Here is a 16,261-nt window from a genome sequence, read left to right as displayed (position 1 = left end):
AAAAAGGATAGATGATATATCATCTATCCTTCTTCAGGCCTTTTATGAACAACTCAGTTTAAAAAATAAAAATATTTATTGCGCTATAATATTTTTTTCTTAAATTAAGCCTCTTTGTATATACATTAAACTTTTATTATTTGAAATTACTAATTGGACTGCGCATCCAACTAATAGACTTCAAATAAAACCCTTGTTCAGTAGGTTGAAACTCTATCATTACATAATGGAAATTATTACGCTTTTATTGTTGTAACAACTCCTGAACCTACAGTTCTTCCACCTTCTCTGATAGCAAATCTTAATCCTTCTTCCATAGCGATTGGGTGTATTAATTCAACATCCATATCGATGTGGTCTCCAGGCATTACCATTTCCATTCCGTTAGGAAGTTTGATTGATCCTGTAACATCTGTTGTTCTAAAGTAAAATTGTGGTCTATATCCATCGAAGAATGGAGTATGTCTTCCACCCTCTTCTTTTTTAAGTACATACACTTGACCGATGAATTGTGTGTGTGGATTAATTGTTCCAGCTTTAGCAAGAACTTGACCTCTTTCGATATCAGCTCTTTGAACTCCTCTTAAAAGAGCTCCTATGTTGTCTCCAGCTTGAGCATCATCAAGTAACTTTCTGAACATTTCTATTCCTGTTACTATAACTTTTCTGCTTTCTTCTTTTAATCCAACTATTTCTACTTCATCAGCTACGTGTAGAAGTCCTCTTTCGATTCTTCCAGTTGCAACAGTTCCTCTTCCTGTGATTGTGAATACGTCCTCAATCGGCATTAAGAATGGTAAATCTGTAGCTCTCTCAGGTGTTGGGATGTAGCTATCTACTGCGTCCATTAACTCTAAGATTGGTGCTATTGCCTCAGCATCTGCTGGTGCTTCTAATGCTTTTAAAGCTGATCCTTTTATTACTGGAATATCATCTCCTGGGAAACTATACTCACTTAATAATTCTCTAACTTCCATTTCTACTAACTCTAATAACTCTTCGTCATCAACCATGTCAGCTTTGTTTAAGAATACTACTATGTGATCAACTCCAACTCTTGATGCAAGAAGGATATGCTCTCTTGTTTGAGGCATTGGACCATCTGCAGCTGAACATACTAGGATTGCTCCATCCATTTGTGCAGCTCCTGTGATCATGTTCTTAACATAATCTGCGTGACCTGGACAGTCTACGTGTGCGTAGTGTCTGTTATCTGTTTCATACTCAACGTGTGCTGAGTTGATTGTGATTCCTCTTTCTTTTTCCTCTGGTGCTTTATCTATCTCATCGTATTTAAACGCTTGAGCACCACCTCTTACCGCTAATACTGATGTTATAGCAGCTGTTAATGTTGTTTTACCGTGGTCTACGTGTCCAATTGTTCCAATGTTTACGTGTGGTTTACTTCTTTCGAATTTAGCCTTTGACATTATAAATTCCTCCTTTAATTAACTATATTTAATTTAAAATCTTATTTAGATCTTTTTCCAACAACTTCTTCTTGAACACTCTTAGGTACTTCATCATAATGATCAAATTCCATTGAATAAGTTCCTCTACCCTGAGTTCTTGATCTTAACGTAGTTGCATATCCAAACATTTCTGAAAGTGGAATAAATGTGTTAACAACTTGTGCTCCACCTCTAGCTTCCATACCTTCGATTCTACCTCTTCTTGAGTTAGCATCTCCAATAACATCTCCCATATATTCTTCTGGCATAACTATTTCAACTTTCATTATTGGCTCAAGTAATACTGGGCTAGCTTTTGCCATAGCATTTTTAAATGCCATTGATCCAGCTATTTTAAATGCCATTTCAGATGAGTCAACATCATGATATGATCCATCATAAACTTTAACCTTAAAGTTTATAACTGGATATCCAGCTATAATACCTGTAGCTGAAGCTTCTTTAATACCATTGTCTATAGCAGGGATGTATTCTCTTGGAATTGATCCACCAGTAACAGCATTTTCAAATATATATTCTCCATCGTGTGGTGACATAATAATTTTACAATGTCCGTATTGTCCTTTACCACCTGATTGTTTAGCATACTTAGCTTCTGCATTAACTTCATTTCTGATTGTCTCTTTGTATGCAACTTGTGGTGCTCCAACATTACATTCAACTTTGAATTCTCTTTGTAATCTATCAGCTATGATATCTAAGTGAAGCTCACCCATACCGGCTATGATTGTTTGACCTGTTTCTTGATCAGTCCAAGTCTTAAATGTCGGATCTTCTTCAGCTAATTTAGCTAATGCTAATCCCATTTTTTCTTGACTGGCTTTTGTTTTAGGCTCAATAGCAACTGAGATAACTGGTTCTGGGAAGTCCATACTCTCTAAGATTATAGGCTCTTTTTCTGAACATAAAGTGTCACCTGTTGTAGTGTTCTTTAATCCAATTACAGCTCCAATTTCTCCTGCTTCTAATGATTCTATCTCTTCTCTTGAGTTAGCATGCATCTTAACAAGTCTACCAATTCTTTCTTTTTTCTCTTTAGTAGAGTTAAGAACATATGATCCACTAGTTAATACTCCTGAGTAAACTCTTGTAAATGCTAATTTCCCAACAAAAGGATCTGTAGCAATTTTAAATGCTAATGCTGCTAATGGTGCAGTATCTGAAGCTTCTCTCCTATCTTCAACACCGTCTAAAGTTGTTCCTTTAATAGCTTCAATGTCTAATGGTGAAGGTAAGAAATCAACAACCCCATCAATCATTCTTTGAACACCTTTGTTTTTATATGATGAACCACAAATAACTGGTACTATTTCATTTGCTATTGTAGCTTTTCTTAAAGCAACTTTTAATTCTTCCTCAGTTACTTCTTCACCCTCTAAATATTTCATCATTAGGTCTTCATCTGTTTCAGCTATAGCATCAATCATCATTGTTCTATACTCTTCTGCTTGTTCCTTATACTCTGCTGGAATTTCACCTTCAAATATATCTTGACCTAAGTCATCATTAAAAATTACAGCTACATTTTTAATTAAATCTATCATTCCTTTAAACTCTTGCTCTTTTCCTATTGGAATTTGTATAGCAATAGCATTTGTTCTTAGTCTTTCTCTTACTGAATTAATACAATTAAAGAAGTCTGCACCTGTAGCGTCCATCTTATTAACATATATCATTCTTGGAACTCCATATTTATCTGCCTGTCTCCAAACTGTTTCTGTTTGAGGTTCAACTCCACTTTTAGCATCTAATACAGTAACCGTACCATCAAGTACTCTTAATGATCTTTCAACCTCTACTGTAAAGTCTACGTGTCCTGGAGTATCGATTATGTTTAATTCATAACCTTTCCACTCACATGTTGTTGCTGCAGAAGTAATTGTTATACCTCTTTCTTGCTCTTGAACCATCCAGTCCATTGTAGCCGCACCTTCATGTGTTTCACCTATTTTATGATTTTTTCCTGTATAGAAAAGTATACGCTCTGTTGTTGTTGTTTTACCAGCATCAATATGAGCCATTATTCCGAAGTTACGGAATTTTTCTAATGGGTATTTTCTTGCCATTGGAATTTCCTCCTCTCAATCTATGGTTATTTTTAAATTCAACAAAACTGTTTTGGCTTTACCAAAACAGCTTTGTAATTAATATTAGAATCTGTAGTGAGCGAATGCTTTGTTAGCTTCTGCCATTTTATGAGTATCTTCTCTCTTTTTAACAGCTGCTCCAGTATTATTAGATGCATCTAATAATTCTGCGGCTAATCTCTCTCTCATGTACTTTTCGCCTCTTTTTCTAGTAGCTATAAGTAACCATCTTAATCCTAAAGTTTGTCTTCTCTCTGGTCTTACTTCTATTGGAACCTGGTAGTTAGCACCACCTATTCTTCTAGCTTTAACCTCTAATAAAGGCATGATGTTGTTTAAAGCATCTTCAAAAACTTCAACAGCATCTCTTCCTGATTTCTCAGCAATAATTTCAAAAGCGTCGTAGCATATTTTTTGTGCTACTCCCTTTTTACCGTCTAACATTACTCCGTTTATTAACTTAGTAACAGTTACTGACTTATACATTGGATCTTGTAATACTTCTCTTTTTGCAATATGTCCTTTTCTTGGCACTTTTCTTCCCTCCTTAACAATTTCAATTTAAGTTCATCGGTACTCGACATAACTTGAATTACTTATTTTGTCGTAAAGTGCATGCTTCTATCTATATAAACTATATTGTAATCTTTATAAAATGAAGTCATCGCACTTAAACTAAGTTTAAGCTAAAATACTATTTTTGCTTAGGTCTCTTAGCACCGTACTTTGATCTTCCTTGCATTCTGTTAGCTACTCCAGCTGAGTCTAATGCTCCTCTGACAATATGGTATCTAACACCAGGAAGGTCTTTTACTCTTCCACCTCTTATAAGAACAACACTGTGCTCTTGTAAGTTGTGACCTACACCTGGAATGTAAGCTGTAACTTCGAATCCGTTTGTTAATCTAACTCTTGCAACTTTTCTTAAAGCTGAGTTAGGCTTTTTAGGAGTCATAGTTTTAACAACTGTACATACCCCTCTTCTTTGTGGACACTCTTTAAGTGCTGGTGCAGTTGATTTAGACACTAATGTCTTTCTGCCTTTTCTTACTAATTGGTTAATTGTTGGCATACTTTTCACCTCCTGATTTATTTCATAACATTCTATATATAAATATGATGTTAACTCGGTTATTTAAGTCTAAGTGCTGCAGATGCTTTAACATCAATTCCACACATCAAACCTAATTTTTTCATTGTATCAATATATATTATATCAATACTTTTTTCAATAGCTATTTTTTTAATAACATCTGTAATTTTTTCATTTGCATCAACTGCAATATAAAGAACTACCTTACTATTTACTTTAATAACTTTTAATGACTGCTTTACACCAATCACTTTTATTCCAAAAAGTTTTTCTACCATCTTTTATCTCCTTTAAATTCACTAATAAACTTGCTCGAAAAGTATCGAGTTAAGTAGATAAATTAAATCTAGTAGTACTTTTTGCTATTCACACAAATTGTATTTTATCATTTTAAAACACCTATGTCAATAATTTAATATCTTAATCTTCAATGATATTTACAACTTCATCCTCTTCTAAATCAGTATCTGTGTTTAATTTAACTGATCTATACTTCATCATACCTGTACCAGCTGGAATTAATTTACCAATAATAACATTTTCTTTTAACCCTACTAATGGATCTATTTTTCCTTTTATAGCTGCATCTGTAAGAACTCTTGTTGTTTCTTGGAATGAAGCTGCTGATAAGAAACTATCTGTAGCAAGTGAAGCTTTTGTAATACCAAGTAGAACCTGGTCTCCTTTAGCTATTTCGCCACCTAAAGCTGCAACTCTTTTATTTTCTCCATGGAAATCAAACATATCAATCATTACACCTGGCAGTAAATTTGTATCTCCTGATTCTGTTACTTTAAATTTTCTTGTCATCTGTCTTACAACTACTTCTAAATGCTTATCATTTATATCAACACCTTGAAGTCTATAAACCTTTTGAACCTCTGAAAGAAGATAGTGTCTAGCTCCTTCAACCCCTTTGATAGCCATGATATCATGTGGGTTAACTGAACCTTCTGTTATTTCATCTCCAGCTTCGATAGGATTACCATCAAATACTTTTACTCTTGAACCAAAAGGAATATCATATGTGTATTCTTCTCCATCTGCAGTCATAACATAAACTATTTTCTTTTTCTTAGTTTCTTCTACTCTCACTGTACCATCAACTTCACATACAATAGCTAATCCTTTAGGTTTTCTAGCCTCAAATAGCTCTTCAACCCTTGGAAGACCTTGTGTAATATCTGACCCAGCAACTCCACCAGTGTGGAAAGTTCTCATTGTAAGTTGTGTTCCTGGCTCACCAATTGATTGTGCAGCAACTATACCAACAGCTTCTCCAATATTTATGCTTTCAGCTGTTGCCATATTCATACCATAACACTTAGAACAAACTCCAAATTTAGATTTACATCTAAATACTGATCTTATCTTAACTTTTTCAATACCAGTTTCTGCTATTTTAGCTGCTACTTCTGATCCCATATAAGTATCATTTGCTGCTAATAGTTCACCTGTCACTGGATGATAAATATTCTCGGCTGAATATCTACCTTTTAATCTTTCTTCTAATCCTTCGATAGTTTCTGTACCTTCTTTAATTTCAGCTACATACATTCCATCATCAGTAAAACAATCTTCTTCTCTTACTATAACATCCTGACTTACATCAACAAGTCTTCTTGTTAAGTAACCTGAGTCAGCAGTCTTAAGTGCTGTATCTGCATTACCTTTTCTAGCTCCGTGAGTTGATATGAAATACTCTGATACATCTAATCCTTCTCTAAATGAAGCTCTGATTGGAAGCTCAATGATTTTACCAGAAGGCGCTGCCATAAGTCCTCTCATTCCAGCAAGCTGCTTGATCTGTGCTTTAGATCCTCTGGCTCCTGAATCTGCCATCATAAATATAGGGTTAAACTTATCAAGACTTGCCATTAATGTATTCGCAACTTCTTCAGTTGTATTAGTCCATTTTTCGATAACTCTTTCATATCTTTCCTCATCAGAAATTAGACCTCTTCTATACATTTTCTCTATTTTTTCAACAGTCTCATCAGCCTCTTTAAGTAAATCATACTTTTTTGCTGGTACTATCATATCTGAAGCAGCTACAGTAATAGCTCCTATTGATGAATAGTGATATCCTGTTGCTTTTATCTTATCTAACATTACAGAAGTTTGTGTAGCACCATGTTTTAAATAACATTTATCTATTATAGTACTTAAACTTTTCTTAGTTATCAAGAAATCTGCTTCTAAGTTAAACATTTCATTTTCATCTTCTCTATTTACAAAACCTAGGTCCTGTGGAATAGTTTCATTAAAAATAACCTTACCTGGTGTTGTTTTAATAATTCCTGATCTTAACTCACCATTAATTTCCCTCTCAACTTTTACATTAATTTTAGCATGAATTCCTATCTGCTTTAATTCATAAGCCATTATAACTTCATCAAGACTAGAGAAACTTCTACCTTCACCTTCTGCTCCATCCTTATCTATTGTTAAATAGTAAGTTCCTAGAACCATATCCTGTGTAGGTACACATACTGGTTTACCATCTGAAGGTTTCATTATATTTCCAGCTGCTAGCATTAAGAATCTAGCTTCTGCTTGCGCTTCAACTGATAAAGGCACGTGAACAGCCATTTGATCTCCATCAAAGTCTGCATTATATGCTGTACATACTAATGGATGTAACTTAATTGCTTTACCTTCTACTAAAACAGGTTGGAATGCTTGAATTCCTAATCTGTGTAGTGTAGGTGCACGGTTAAGTAATACTGGATGATCTGCAATTACTTCTTCTAAAACATCCCATACTTGTGGCATTACTCTTTCTACTAATCTCTTAGCATTCTTAATATTGTGTGAAATACCTTCTTCAACTAACTTTTTCATAACAAATGGTTTAAATAACTCTAAAGCCATTTCTTTTGGAAGTCCACATTGGTACATCTTTAATTCAGGTCCAACAACAATAACTGATCTTCCTGAATAGTCAACCCTCTTACCAAGAAGGTTTTGTCTAAATCTACCTTGCTTTCCTTTTAACATATCTGATAATGACTTAAGTGGTCTATTACCTGGTCCTGTTACTGGTCTTCCTCTTCTACCGTTATCTATTAAAGCATCTACTGCTTCTTGAAGCATTCTCTTTTCATTTCTAACGATTATATCAGGAGCACCTAAATCTAATAGCTTTTTAAGTCTGTTATTTCTATTTATAACTCTTCTATATAAATCATTTAAATCTGATGTTGCAAATCTACCACCATCTAATTGAACCATAGGTCTTAAATCTGGCGGGATTACTGGAATTACATCCACAATCATCCATTCAGGTTTATTTCCTGATTTTCTAAATGATTCTACAACTTCAAGTCTTCTTATTATTCTAACTTTTTTCTGACCTGTGCTTTGCTTTAACTCTTCTTTAAGTTCAACTGAACCTCTTTCTAAATCAATTGCAGCAAGAAGCTTTTTAACAGCCTCTGCCCCCATAGCAGCTTCAAAGTTTTCTTCACCATATTTATCACAAGCTTCTCTATATTCTTTTTCATTAAGAAGTTGTTTCTTTAATAACCCTGTTTCCTTAGGATCAATTACTATATATGAAGCAAAGTATAAAACTTTTTCTAAAGATCTAGGTGACATATCCATAATCAATCCCATTCTTGATGGAATTCCTTTAAAGTACCATATGTGTGATACTGGTGCTGCAAGTTCAATGTGACCCATTCTTTCTCTTCTTACTTTAGACTTAGTCACTTCAACTCCACATCTATCACAAACTACACCTTTATATCTTACTCTTTTATATTTTCCACAGTGACATTCCCAGTCTTTGATTGGTCCAAATATTCTCTCACAGAAAAGACCATCTCTCTCTGGTTTTAAAGTTCTATAGTTTATTGTTTCAGGTTTTTTAACCTCACCTCTAGACCAATTTCTAATTTGCTCTGGAGATGCTAGCCCTATTTGTAAAGCGTCAAAATTATTTAATTCAAACAAGGGTGTATCCTCCCTTCATATTAATATGTTAGTTTAAGAATCCCCCACTAAAAATTTTAGTAGGGGAATATTCTTTTTTAGAATATTTTCTGCTAGTCAAGGTCAGCAGAATTAACCTTTTATATATTAGAAATTAATTTTACTCGTCGAAATCTTCGATTTCTAAATCTGAATTAAAGTCTTCCATATCTAGACTTTCATAATCCACTTCTTCTTCTTCAATTTCTGTTTCATCTATATAACTATCATCAGATTCTGATTTAACTGTTTTAGTTTCTTCATTACCTTCAATATTCACTTCTAAATCTTCAGTTTCATCTTCAACTGCTTCTTTAAGTTTCATCTCTTCTTGTGAGTCATTTAGCACTCTAACATCTAAGCATAATGCTTGAAGCTCTTTAATAAGAACTTTAAATGATTCTGGAACACCAGGCTCTGGAATATTTTCACCTTTTACAATAGCCTCATAAGTTTTAACTCTGCCTACAACATCATCTGACTTAACAGTTAGAATCTCTTGTAATGTATGAGCCGCACCATATGCTTCTAACGCCCAAACTTCCATTTCTCCAAATCTTTGGCCTCCAAACTGAGCTTTACCCCCTAATGGTTGTTGTGTAACTAATGAGTATGGACCTGTTGATCTTGCGTGAATCTTATCATCAACTAAGTGAGCAAGTTTAAGAATATACATTATTCCAACTGTTACTCTACTATCAAATTCATCACCTGTTCTACCATCTCTTAAGCTTGTTTTACCATCAACATTATAGCCTGCTTCTTCTAAATACCTTTCGATATCAGCTTCAGTAGCACCATCGAAAACTGGAGTAGCTATATGCCAACCTAATGCACTTGCAGCCCATCCTAAGTGAACCTCTAGTACTTGACCGATGTTCATACGTGATGGAACCCCTAGTGGATTAAGACATATCTGTAATGGTCTACCATCTGGTAAGAATGGCATATCTTCTTCAGGTAATACCCTTGAAATAACCCCTTTATTACCATGACGCCCAGCCATTTTATCTCCAACTGATATTTTTCTTTTTTGGGCAATATAACATCTTACTAATTCATTTACACCTGGTGATAATTCATCCCCATTTTCTCTTGTAAATACTTTAACATCAACTATTATACCTGACTCTCCATGAGGAACTTTTAATGAAGTATCTCTTACTTCTCTAGCTTTTTCACCGAATATAGCTCGAAGTAATCTTTCTTCAGCTGTTAATTCTGTTTCACCTTTAGGTGTAACTTTACCAACAAGAATGTCACCAGCTCTTATCTCCGCACCAATTCTAATGATACCTCTTTCATCTATGTCTTTAAGAGCATCCTCACTTACATTAGGAATATCTCTTGTTATCTCTTCTGGTCCTAATTTAGTATCTCTAGCCTCACATTCATACTCTTCAATATGGATTGATGTAAATACGTCTTCTCTAACTAATTCTTCTGAAATTAGCATAGCATCCTCATAATTATATCCTTCCCATGTAATGAATCCCATTCTAATGTTTTTACCTAAAGCTATCTCTCCTAAATCTGTTGAAGGTCCATCTGATAAAACTTGCCCTAAAGCAATTTTCTCACCTTTATCAACAATAGGTTTTTGGTTAATACACGTACCTTGGTTACTTCTCTTAAATTTAAGAAGTCTATATACATCTATTCCACCATCAAAATCTCTCTTGATTCTTATTTCATTTGCACTAACATAATCAACAGTTCCAGCATTTTTAGCTTTTGGTAAAACTCCAGAGTCAACCGCCGCTCTAAATTCTATTCCTGTCCCTACTATAGGTGCTTGTGGTTTTAATAATGGAACTGCTTGACGTTGCATGTTTGATCCCATAAGTGCTCTTGATGCATCATCATTCTCTAAGAATGGTATCATTGACGTAGCCACTGATACTAACTGTCTTGGAGAAACATCCATTAAATCTATATCTTTTTTAGGTACAATTACTACATCTTCTCTAACTCTCGCAGTAACTCTATCATCTAAGAAAGTTCCATCTTCACCAATAAGTTCATTTGCTTGTGCTATTAAATAACTATCTTCTTCATCAGCAGTGAAATATCTTATTTCACTAGTAACAACACCTGTTGCCTTATCAACAACTCTGTAAGGCGTTTCCATAAATCCATATTCATTAACCTTAGCATATGTTGCTAATGAGTTTATAAGACCGATATTTGGTCCTTCTGGAGTTTCAATTGGACACATTCTACCATAATGTGAATAGTGAACATCTCTAACTTCGAATCCAGCTCTTTCTCTTGAAAGACCCCCTGGTCCTAATGCTGATAATCTTCTTTTATGAGTTAACTCTGATAATGGATTTGTTTGATCCATGAACTGAGATAACTGTGAACTACCAAAGAATTCTTTTATAGCTGCTGCAACTGGTCTTATATTGATTAATTGTTGAGGTGTTATTGATTCTTGGTCTTGAATAGTCATTCTTTCCTTAACTACTCTTTCCATTCTTGATAACCCAATTCTAAATTGGTTTTGAAGTAATTCTCCAACACTTCTTAATCTTCTATTTCCTAAGTGATCAATATCATCTTTTTCACCAATTCCATAAGCAAGACCCATTTCATAACTTATAGTAGCAAATATATCATCTTTGATTATATGCTTAGGTATAAGTCTATTTATATTTTTCTTTAACTCTACTTTTAATTCAGCTTCATCTGAAACAGTATCTAGTATTTCTCTAAGAGTTGGGTAATGCACTAATTCTTTGATTTTCAAGTTTGATATATCAAAGTTTACATACTTATGTATATCTACAAAGTGGTTACCTATAGCTCTTATAACTCTGTCTTCTACTAAAAGATCAACTGAGTTAATACCAGCATTTTGTATTTCTTCTGATATCTCTCTTGATATTTTTTCACCTTTAGCAACAAGAATTTCTCCTGTTGAAGGGTCAATTATATCTTCAGCAGATATTTTATTAGCAATTCTTAAACTTACTGCTAATTTTTTGTTAAATTTATATCTTCCAACCTTTGATAAATCATATCTTTTAGCGTCAAAGAATAAAGAGTCAATAAGTGACACAGCACTATCCACTGTAGGTGGTTCACCTGGTCTTAATCTCTTATAAATCTCAAGTAATCCTTCTTCTTTAGTCTTTGTATTATCTTTCTCAATACTAGCTTTAAATCTCTCTTCTTCTCCGAAGTAATCTAATAACTCTTGATCGCTACCTAGTCCCATTGCTCTTGCAAGGACTGATATTGGAAGTTTTCTAGTTTTATCTATTCTTACATAGATTATATCATTTGAATCAGTTTCATATTCTAACCAAGCACCCCTATTAGGAATTACTGTAGCCCCAAATAATTTCTTACCATTCTTATCTATGTTTGAATTGTAATAAACGCCTGGTGATCTTACTAATTGAGATACAATAACTCTTTCAGCACCATTGATGATGAAAGTTCCCTGATCTGTCATTAATGGGAAATCTCCCATGAACACCTCTTGCTCTTTTATTTCTCCTGTCTCTTCATTTTGAAGTCTTACAGTAACTTTTAAAGGAGCTGCATATGTAGCATCTCTCTCTTTACATTCTTCTACTGTATACTTGATATTATCCATATCAAGATTATAACCCACAAACTCTAGTACTAAATTCCCTGTAAAGTTTGCAATAGGATTGATATCATCAAAAACCTCTTGTAAACCTGCTTCTAAAAACCAGTGATAAGACTCTAGCTGTACCTCTATTAAATTAGGCATTTCTGCAACATCTTCAACTTTGGCAAAACTCATTCTAGTTCTTTTTCCAACTTGGATAGGATGTACCATCAACATTCACCCCTCGTATAAAATAAAATAACCCAAAAGCGCACTTTCCCTAAGGACTTTTGCTTTCGGACTGCATACAATATCATCTCTTTAGTATAACCAAAACTTTAAATTTTATTCATATTTTTTTAGATTTTGCGTATACTTATCTACAATAATAATACATTTAATTATAGTACCATAGCGCTTCTTTTATGTCAACAGTGCTATAATTAAATATTCCTAAAAAAAAAGAGGTACTATTCAGCACCTCTTATTTTGTAAATTCAAACTAAAGGAGATTATTTAACCTCTGCTTCAGCTCCAACTTCTGCTAATTTAGCTTTCATTTCTTCAGCAGCATCTTTAGCTATAGCTTCTTTAATTGTTTTAGGAGCTCCATCAACTATTTCTTTAGCTTCTTTTAATCCTAATCCTGTAATTTCTCTTACAACTTTGATTACTTTAATTTTGCTTGATCCAGCACTTACTAGTACTACGTCAAACTCAGTCTTTTCTTCTGCAGTAGCTCCAGCTACTCCAGCTGCAGCTACAGGAGCAGCAGCGCTTACTCCGAATTCTTCTTCACAAGCTGTTACTAACTCGTTTAATTCTAAAACTGTCATATTTTTGATTGCTTCTATTATTTGATCTTTTGTCATTATTAGCACCTCCGAAATTTCTTTCATAAATTTATTTTTTTATTTTTTAACTTGTTGTTTATTACTCTGCGTCTTTTTGATCTTTAATTGCACTTAATAAGTATGCAAAGTTTGATACTGGAGACTTGATGCTTCCAAGAAGTTTCCCAATAAGAACTTCTTTTGAAGGAATCTCTGCAAGTATTTTGATTTTTTCTGAATCATAGATTATTCCATCCACGATACCAGCTTTTAATTCTAACTTTTTGCTTGTTTTAGCAAAATTATTTAAAACTCTAGCTGGAGCAGTAGCATCTTCATATCCGAATGCTATTGAAACTGGTCCTTCTAAGAATTCTACTATACCTTCAAGGCCTAACTCTTTAGCTGCTAGTATTACTAAAGTATTTTTATATACTTTATATTCAACACCAGCTTCTCTTAAAGTTTTTCTTAATTCAGTATCTTGTTCTACTGATAAACCTTGATAGTTAGCAAGAACTACAGCTTGAGCTTTTTCTAATTTCTCTCTAATTTCAGCAACTTTTGCTTCTTTTAGTTGTCTATTCTTGTTCACTGTGTGTCCACCTCCTCACAGTTAAAAACTGCTTAATATATTAAGAAAAGTCTCCCCGTAGACATAGGAAGACTTAATATATAAATCAATCCCTCGGTAGGTTGCATGCGTTATACTTAACAGTACCTACGGTCTACGGAAACTTTTATTCACTTTTTGACAAGTTTTATTATAATTAATTATTAACTATAAGTCAATAGTTAATTTATACTAATCTAAAACTTTTGATGGATTTATTTTAGCTCCAGGTCCCATTGTTGATGAAACTGAAACTGATTTAAGATATTGTCCTTTAGCAGCAGCTGGTTTCGCTTTTACTAAAGCTTCCATTAAAGCTTTGAAGTTTTCTTCTAACTTCTTGTCTCCGAATGATTTTTTACCAATTGGGCAGTGAACGATAGCAGTTTTGTCAACTCTATATTCAACTTTACCTGCTTTGATATCTTCAATAGCTTTAGTTACATCAAATGTAACTGTTCCAGATTTAGGGTTTGGCATTAAACCTTTAGGCCCTAACACTCTTCCTAATCTTCCAACTACACCCATCATATCTGGTGTTGCAACTACAACATCAAAGTCGAACCAGTTTTCGCCTTGGATCTTTTGAAGTAAATCTTCAGCTCCTACGAAATCTGCTCCTGCTGCTTTAGCTTCTTCAGCTTTAGCACCTTTAGCAAAAACTAAAACTCTTACTGTTCTACCAGTTCCGTGTGGAAGTACTACTGCACCTCTAACTTGTTGGTCAGCATGTCTTGGATCTACACCTAATCTTACGTGTAATTCAATTGTTTCATCGAATTTAGCTTTTGCAGTTTTAACAGCAAGCTCTAAAGCTTCTGCTGGAGTATATAATGCATTCTTATCTACTAATTTTGCACTTTCAACATAATTCTTTCCCATTGTTAATCCTCCTATGTGGTAATAGCGGTAATTACCTCCCACTTTTTATGTGATTCTTATTCTTCTATTGTAACACCCATACTTCTTGCAGTACCTGCTACCATTTTCATTCCGGCTTCTACCGTAGCTGCATTTAAGTCTGGCATTTTAATTTCAGCGATCTTCTTAACTTGTTCTTGAGTTAATGTTCCAACTTTAGTTTTGTTTGGAACTCCTGATCCACTTTTCAATCCTAATTCCTTCTTAATTAAAACAGCAGCTGGTGGAGTCTTTAGTATGAAACTAAATGATCTATCCTGATATACTGTTATAACTACTGGTATTATTAATCCAGCTTTATCTGAAGTTTTTGCATTGAATTCTTTACAGAATCCCATAATATTAACACCGTGTTGACCTAAAGCTGGTCCTACTGGTGGTGCTGGTGTCGCTTTTCCTGCAGGAAGTTGAAGTTTAATCATTCCTGTTACTTTCTTAGCCATGAGTTATTCCTCCTATACTGTGGTAATTTCGGGGTTTCCCCTCCCACTTAATTAAGACTTTCGTCAAAATTGTTTAATCTAATTTTTCTAACTGGTTAAAATCTAGTTCAGCAAGAGTTTCTCTTCCGAACATATCTACTAAGGCCTTAACCTTAGATTTAGTTAAATCTATTTCTTGAATTGTAGCCATCATATCGCTTAACGCTCCAGAAATAACTTTAACTGATTCTCCTACCTCCAAGTTAACATCAATATATCTTCCAATGCTGCTTGTTTCATCATCATTTTCAAGTATACCCATTGATGCTACCTCCTCATCAGTAAGAGGTACTGGTTTTGATCCCGGGCCTACAAAGCCTGTAACTCCTCTAGTATTTCTTACGACATACCATGATTCATCTGTCATTACCATATTAACTAATAAATATCCTGGGAATTTCTTTTTCAAAGTAGTTTTAATCTTCCCGTCTCTCTCTTCTGTGCTTTCTTCCATAGGAATTTGCATATCAAAGATTAAGCCGTTAATATTTCTATTTTCTATTGTTTTTTCAATAGTAGCTTTTACTTTGTTTTCATAACCAGAATATGTGTGTACTACGTACCATCTTGATGTTTCACTCATATTAAATTTAAGGCGCTGTTAAAGCCTTTAAACCTCCTTATAAATTAAGTTTGAATATAAATTCAAAGAGGTTTTTAAATACAAAATCTACGCTACCAACTAAAATTATTGCAGCAATAGCAACCACAAGGACAGCTATTATTGCTTTTTTAGCTTCTTCTTTAGATGGCCAAGTTATTTTTTTAACTTCGGCCCTAACCTCTTTTAGAAATTGAATAGGTCCTACTGCTTTAGCAGTTGTATCCTTTACCTTTCCATTTGCAGCCATTTGTTTCACATCCTTAACACCCTATGAGTAATAATAAGGAAGATCCTTATTATTTAGTTTCTCTATGAAGAGTATGTTTTTTACAGAATTTGCAATATTTGTTCATTTCAATTCTGTTTGGGTTATTTCTTTTATTTTTCATTGTACTATAATTTCTTTGCTTACACTCTGTGCATGCTAAAGTTACTTTTACTCTCACGTTCAGCACCTCCAGTTTTCCTATATATCAAGTAAAATAGTCTATTTTCTTGACTTTATTCGCATTAATAACACTATCATAAAACTATGTTTATGTCAACAAACCTCGACTATGTAAAGGACTAGGTTAATTAACCCAGTCCTACATTA

Annotated in this window: 14 protein-coding genes and 1 other annotated feature; all 14 genes read right to left on the bottom strand. The window is 33.9% G+C overall.

Going from position 1 to position 16,261, the window contains the following annotated elements:
* Positions 1-236: 236 nt before the first annotated feature.
* On the bottom strand, positions 237-1,430 hold the full coding sequence (gene tuf, locus Q0V24_RS06890; RefSeq protein WP_297519769.1) for an elongation factor Tu: 1,194 nt from the start codon (positions 1,428-1,430) through the stop codon (positions 237-239).
* 41 nt (positions 1,431-1,471) lie between these two features.
* The gene (gene fusA, locus Q0V24_RS06885) at positions 1,472-3,538 is read right to left on the bottom strand and encodes an elongation factor G (protein WP_297519791.1); all 2,067 of its coding nucleotides are present in this window, start codon (positions 3,536-3,538) and stop codon (positions 1,472-1,474) included.
* 84 nt (positions 3,539-3,622) lie between these two features.
* The gene (gene rpsG, locus Q0V24_RS06880) at positions 3,623-4,093 is read right to left on the bottom strand and encodes a 30S ribosomal protein S7 (protein WP_297519789.1); all 471 of its coding nucleotides are present in this window, start codon (positions 4,091-4,093) and stop codon (positions 3,623-3,625) included.
* A 160-nt stretch (positions 4,094-4,253) separates the two neighbouring features.
* A complete protein-coding gene (rpsL, locus tag Q0V24_RS06875) occupies positions 4,254-4,631 on the bottom strand; it encodes a 30S ribosomal protein S12 (RefSeq protein WP_297519787.1) in 378 nt (125 codons plus the stop codon).
* 59 nt (positions 4,632-4,690) lie between these two features.
* Positions 4,691-4,930, bottom strand: coding sequence for a ribosomal L7Ae/L30e/S12e/Gadd45 family protein (locus Q0V24_RS06870; protein ID WP_297519785.1), 240 nt, complete (start codon positions 4,928-4,930; stop codon positions 4,691-4,693).
* Between the two features lie 142 nt (positions 4,931-5,072).
* A complete protein-coding gene (rpoC, locus tag Q0V24_RS06865) occupies positions 5,073-8,609 on the bottom strand; it encodes a DNA-directed RNA polymerase subunit beta' (RefSeq protein WP_297519783.1) in 3,537 nt (1,178 codons plus the stop codon).
* Positions 8,610-8,748: 139 nt separating this feature from the next.
* The gene (gene rpoB, locus Q0V24_RS06860; RefSeq protein WP_297519915.1) at positions 8,749-12,444 is read right to left on the bottom strand and encodes a DNA-directed RNA polymerase subunit beta; all 3,696 of its coding nucleotides are present in this window, start codon (positions 12,442-12,444) and stop codon (positions 8,749-8,751) included.
* Between the two features lie 281 nt (positions 12,445-12,725).
* Positions 12,726-13,085 (bottom strand): 50S ribosomal protein L7/L12, encoded by a 360-nt coding sequence (gene rplL / locus Q0V24_RS06855; RefSeq protein WP_297519781.1) that lies wholly within the window; start codon positions 13,083-13,085, stop codon positions 12,726-12,728.
* A 61-nt stretch (positions 13,086-13,146) separates the two neighbouring features.
* Entirely contained in the window at positions 13,147-13,641 is a 495-nt protein-coding gene (rplJ, locus tag Q0V24_RS06850) for a 50S ribosomal protein L10 (protein WP_297519779.1), read from the bottom strand.
* Positions 13,642-13,674: 33 nt separating this feature from the next.
* Positions 13,675-13,798 (bottom strand) — a sequence feature (ribosomal protein L10 leader region).
* Positions 13,799-13,851: 53 nt separating this feature from the next.
* Positions 13,852-14,541 carry a 50S ribosomal protein L1 gene (rplA, locus tag Q0V24_RS06845; RefSeq protein WP_297519777.1) on the bottom strand — a complete coding sequence of 230 codons (690 nt, stop codon included), beginning with the start codon at positions 14,539-14,541 and terminating at the stop codon, positions 13,852-13,854.
* 56 nt (positions 14,542-14,597) lie between these two features.
* Complete coding sequence (gene rplK, locus Q0V24_RS06840) at positions 14,598-15,023, bottom strand: 50S ribosomal protein L11 (protein WP_297519775.1); 426 nt, start codon at positions 15,021-15,023, stop codon at positions 14,598-14,600.
* A 73-nt stretch (positions 15,024-15,096) separates the two neighbouring features.
* Complete coding sequence (nusG, locus tag Q0V24_RS06835) at positions 15,097-15,645, bottom strand: transcription termination/antitermination protein NusG (protein ID WP_297519773.1); 549 nt, start codon at positions 15,643-15,645, stop codon at positions 15,097-15,099.
* A gap of 37 nt (positions 15,646-15,682) precedes the next feature.
* Complete coding sequence (gene secE / locus Q0V24_RS06830; RefSeq protein ID WP_297519771.1) at positions 15,683-15,913, bottom strand: preprotein translocase subunit SecE; 231 nt, start codon at positions 15,911-15,913, stop codon at positions 15,683-15,685.
* A gap of 49 nt (positions 15,914-15,962) precedes the next feature.
* Positions 15,963-16,112: a 50S ribosomal protein L33 gene (gene rpmG / locus Q0V24_RS06825; RefSeq protein WP_297435146.1), complete on the bottom strand. Its 150-nt coding sequence runs from the start codon at positions 16,110-16,112 to the stop codon at positions 15,963-15,965.
* Between the last annotated feature and the right edge of the window lie 149 nt (positions 16,113-16,261).

It is taken from the genome of uncultured Clostridium sp., from assembly GCF_947039605.1.
In the GTDB taxonomy this organism is placed as follows: domain Bacteria; phylum Bacillota; class Clostridia; order Clostridiales; family Clostridiaceae; genus Sarcina.
Note: the sequence above shows the minus strand (reverse complement) of the source record. Positions and strands in the feature narration are given on the sequence as shown.

Excerpts from the sequence above, each read along its gene's own strand:
- nusG (WP_297519773.1), bottom strand. The coding sequence starts at position 15,645 with ATGAGTGAAACATCAAGATGGTACGTAGTACACACATATTCTGGTTAT.
- rpsL (WP_297519787.1), bottom strand. The coding sequence starts at position 4,631 with ATGCCAACAATTAACCAATTAGTAAGAAAAGGCAGAAAGACATTAGTG.
- fusA (WP_297519791.1), bottom strand. The coding sequence starts at position 3,538 with ATGGCAAGAAAATACCCATTAGAAAAATTCCGTAACTTCGGAATAATG.
- tuf (WP_297519769.1), bottom strand. The coding sequence starts at position 1,430 with ATGTCAAAGGCTAAATTCGAAAGAAGTAAACCACACGTAAACATTGGA.
- rpoB (WP_297519915.1), bottom strand. The coding sequence starts at position 12,444 with ATGGTACATCCTATCCAAGTTGGAAAAAGAACTAGAATGAGTTTTGCC.
- rplK (WP_297519775.1), bottom strand. The coding sequence starts at position 15,023 with ATGGCTAAGAAAGTAACAGGAATGATTAAACTTCAACTTCCTGCAGGA.
- Q0V24_RS06870 (WP_297519785.1), bottom strand. The coding sequence starts at position 4,930 with ATGGTAGAAAAACTTTTTGGAATAAAAGTGATTGGTGTAAAGCAGTCA.
- rplA (WP_297519777.1), bottom strand. The coding sequence starts at position 14,541 with ATGGGAAAGAATTATGTTGAAAGTGCAAAATTAGTAGATAAGAATGCA.
- secE (WP_297519771.1), bottom strand. The coding sequence starts at position 15,913 with ATGGCTGCAAATGGAAAGGTAAAGGATACAACTGCTAAAGCAGTAGGA.
- rplL (WP_297519781.1), bottom strand. The coding sequence starts at position 13,085 with ATGACAAAAGATCAAATAATAGAAGCAATCAAAAATATGACAGTTTTA.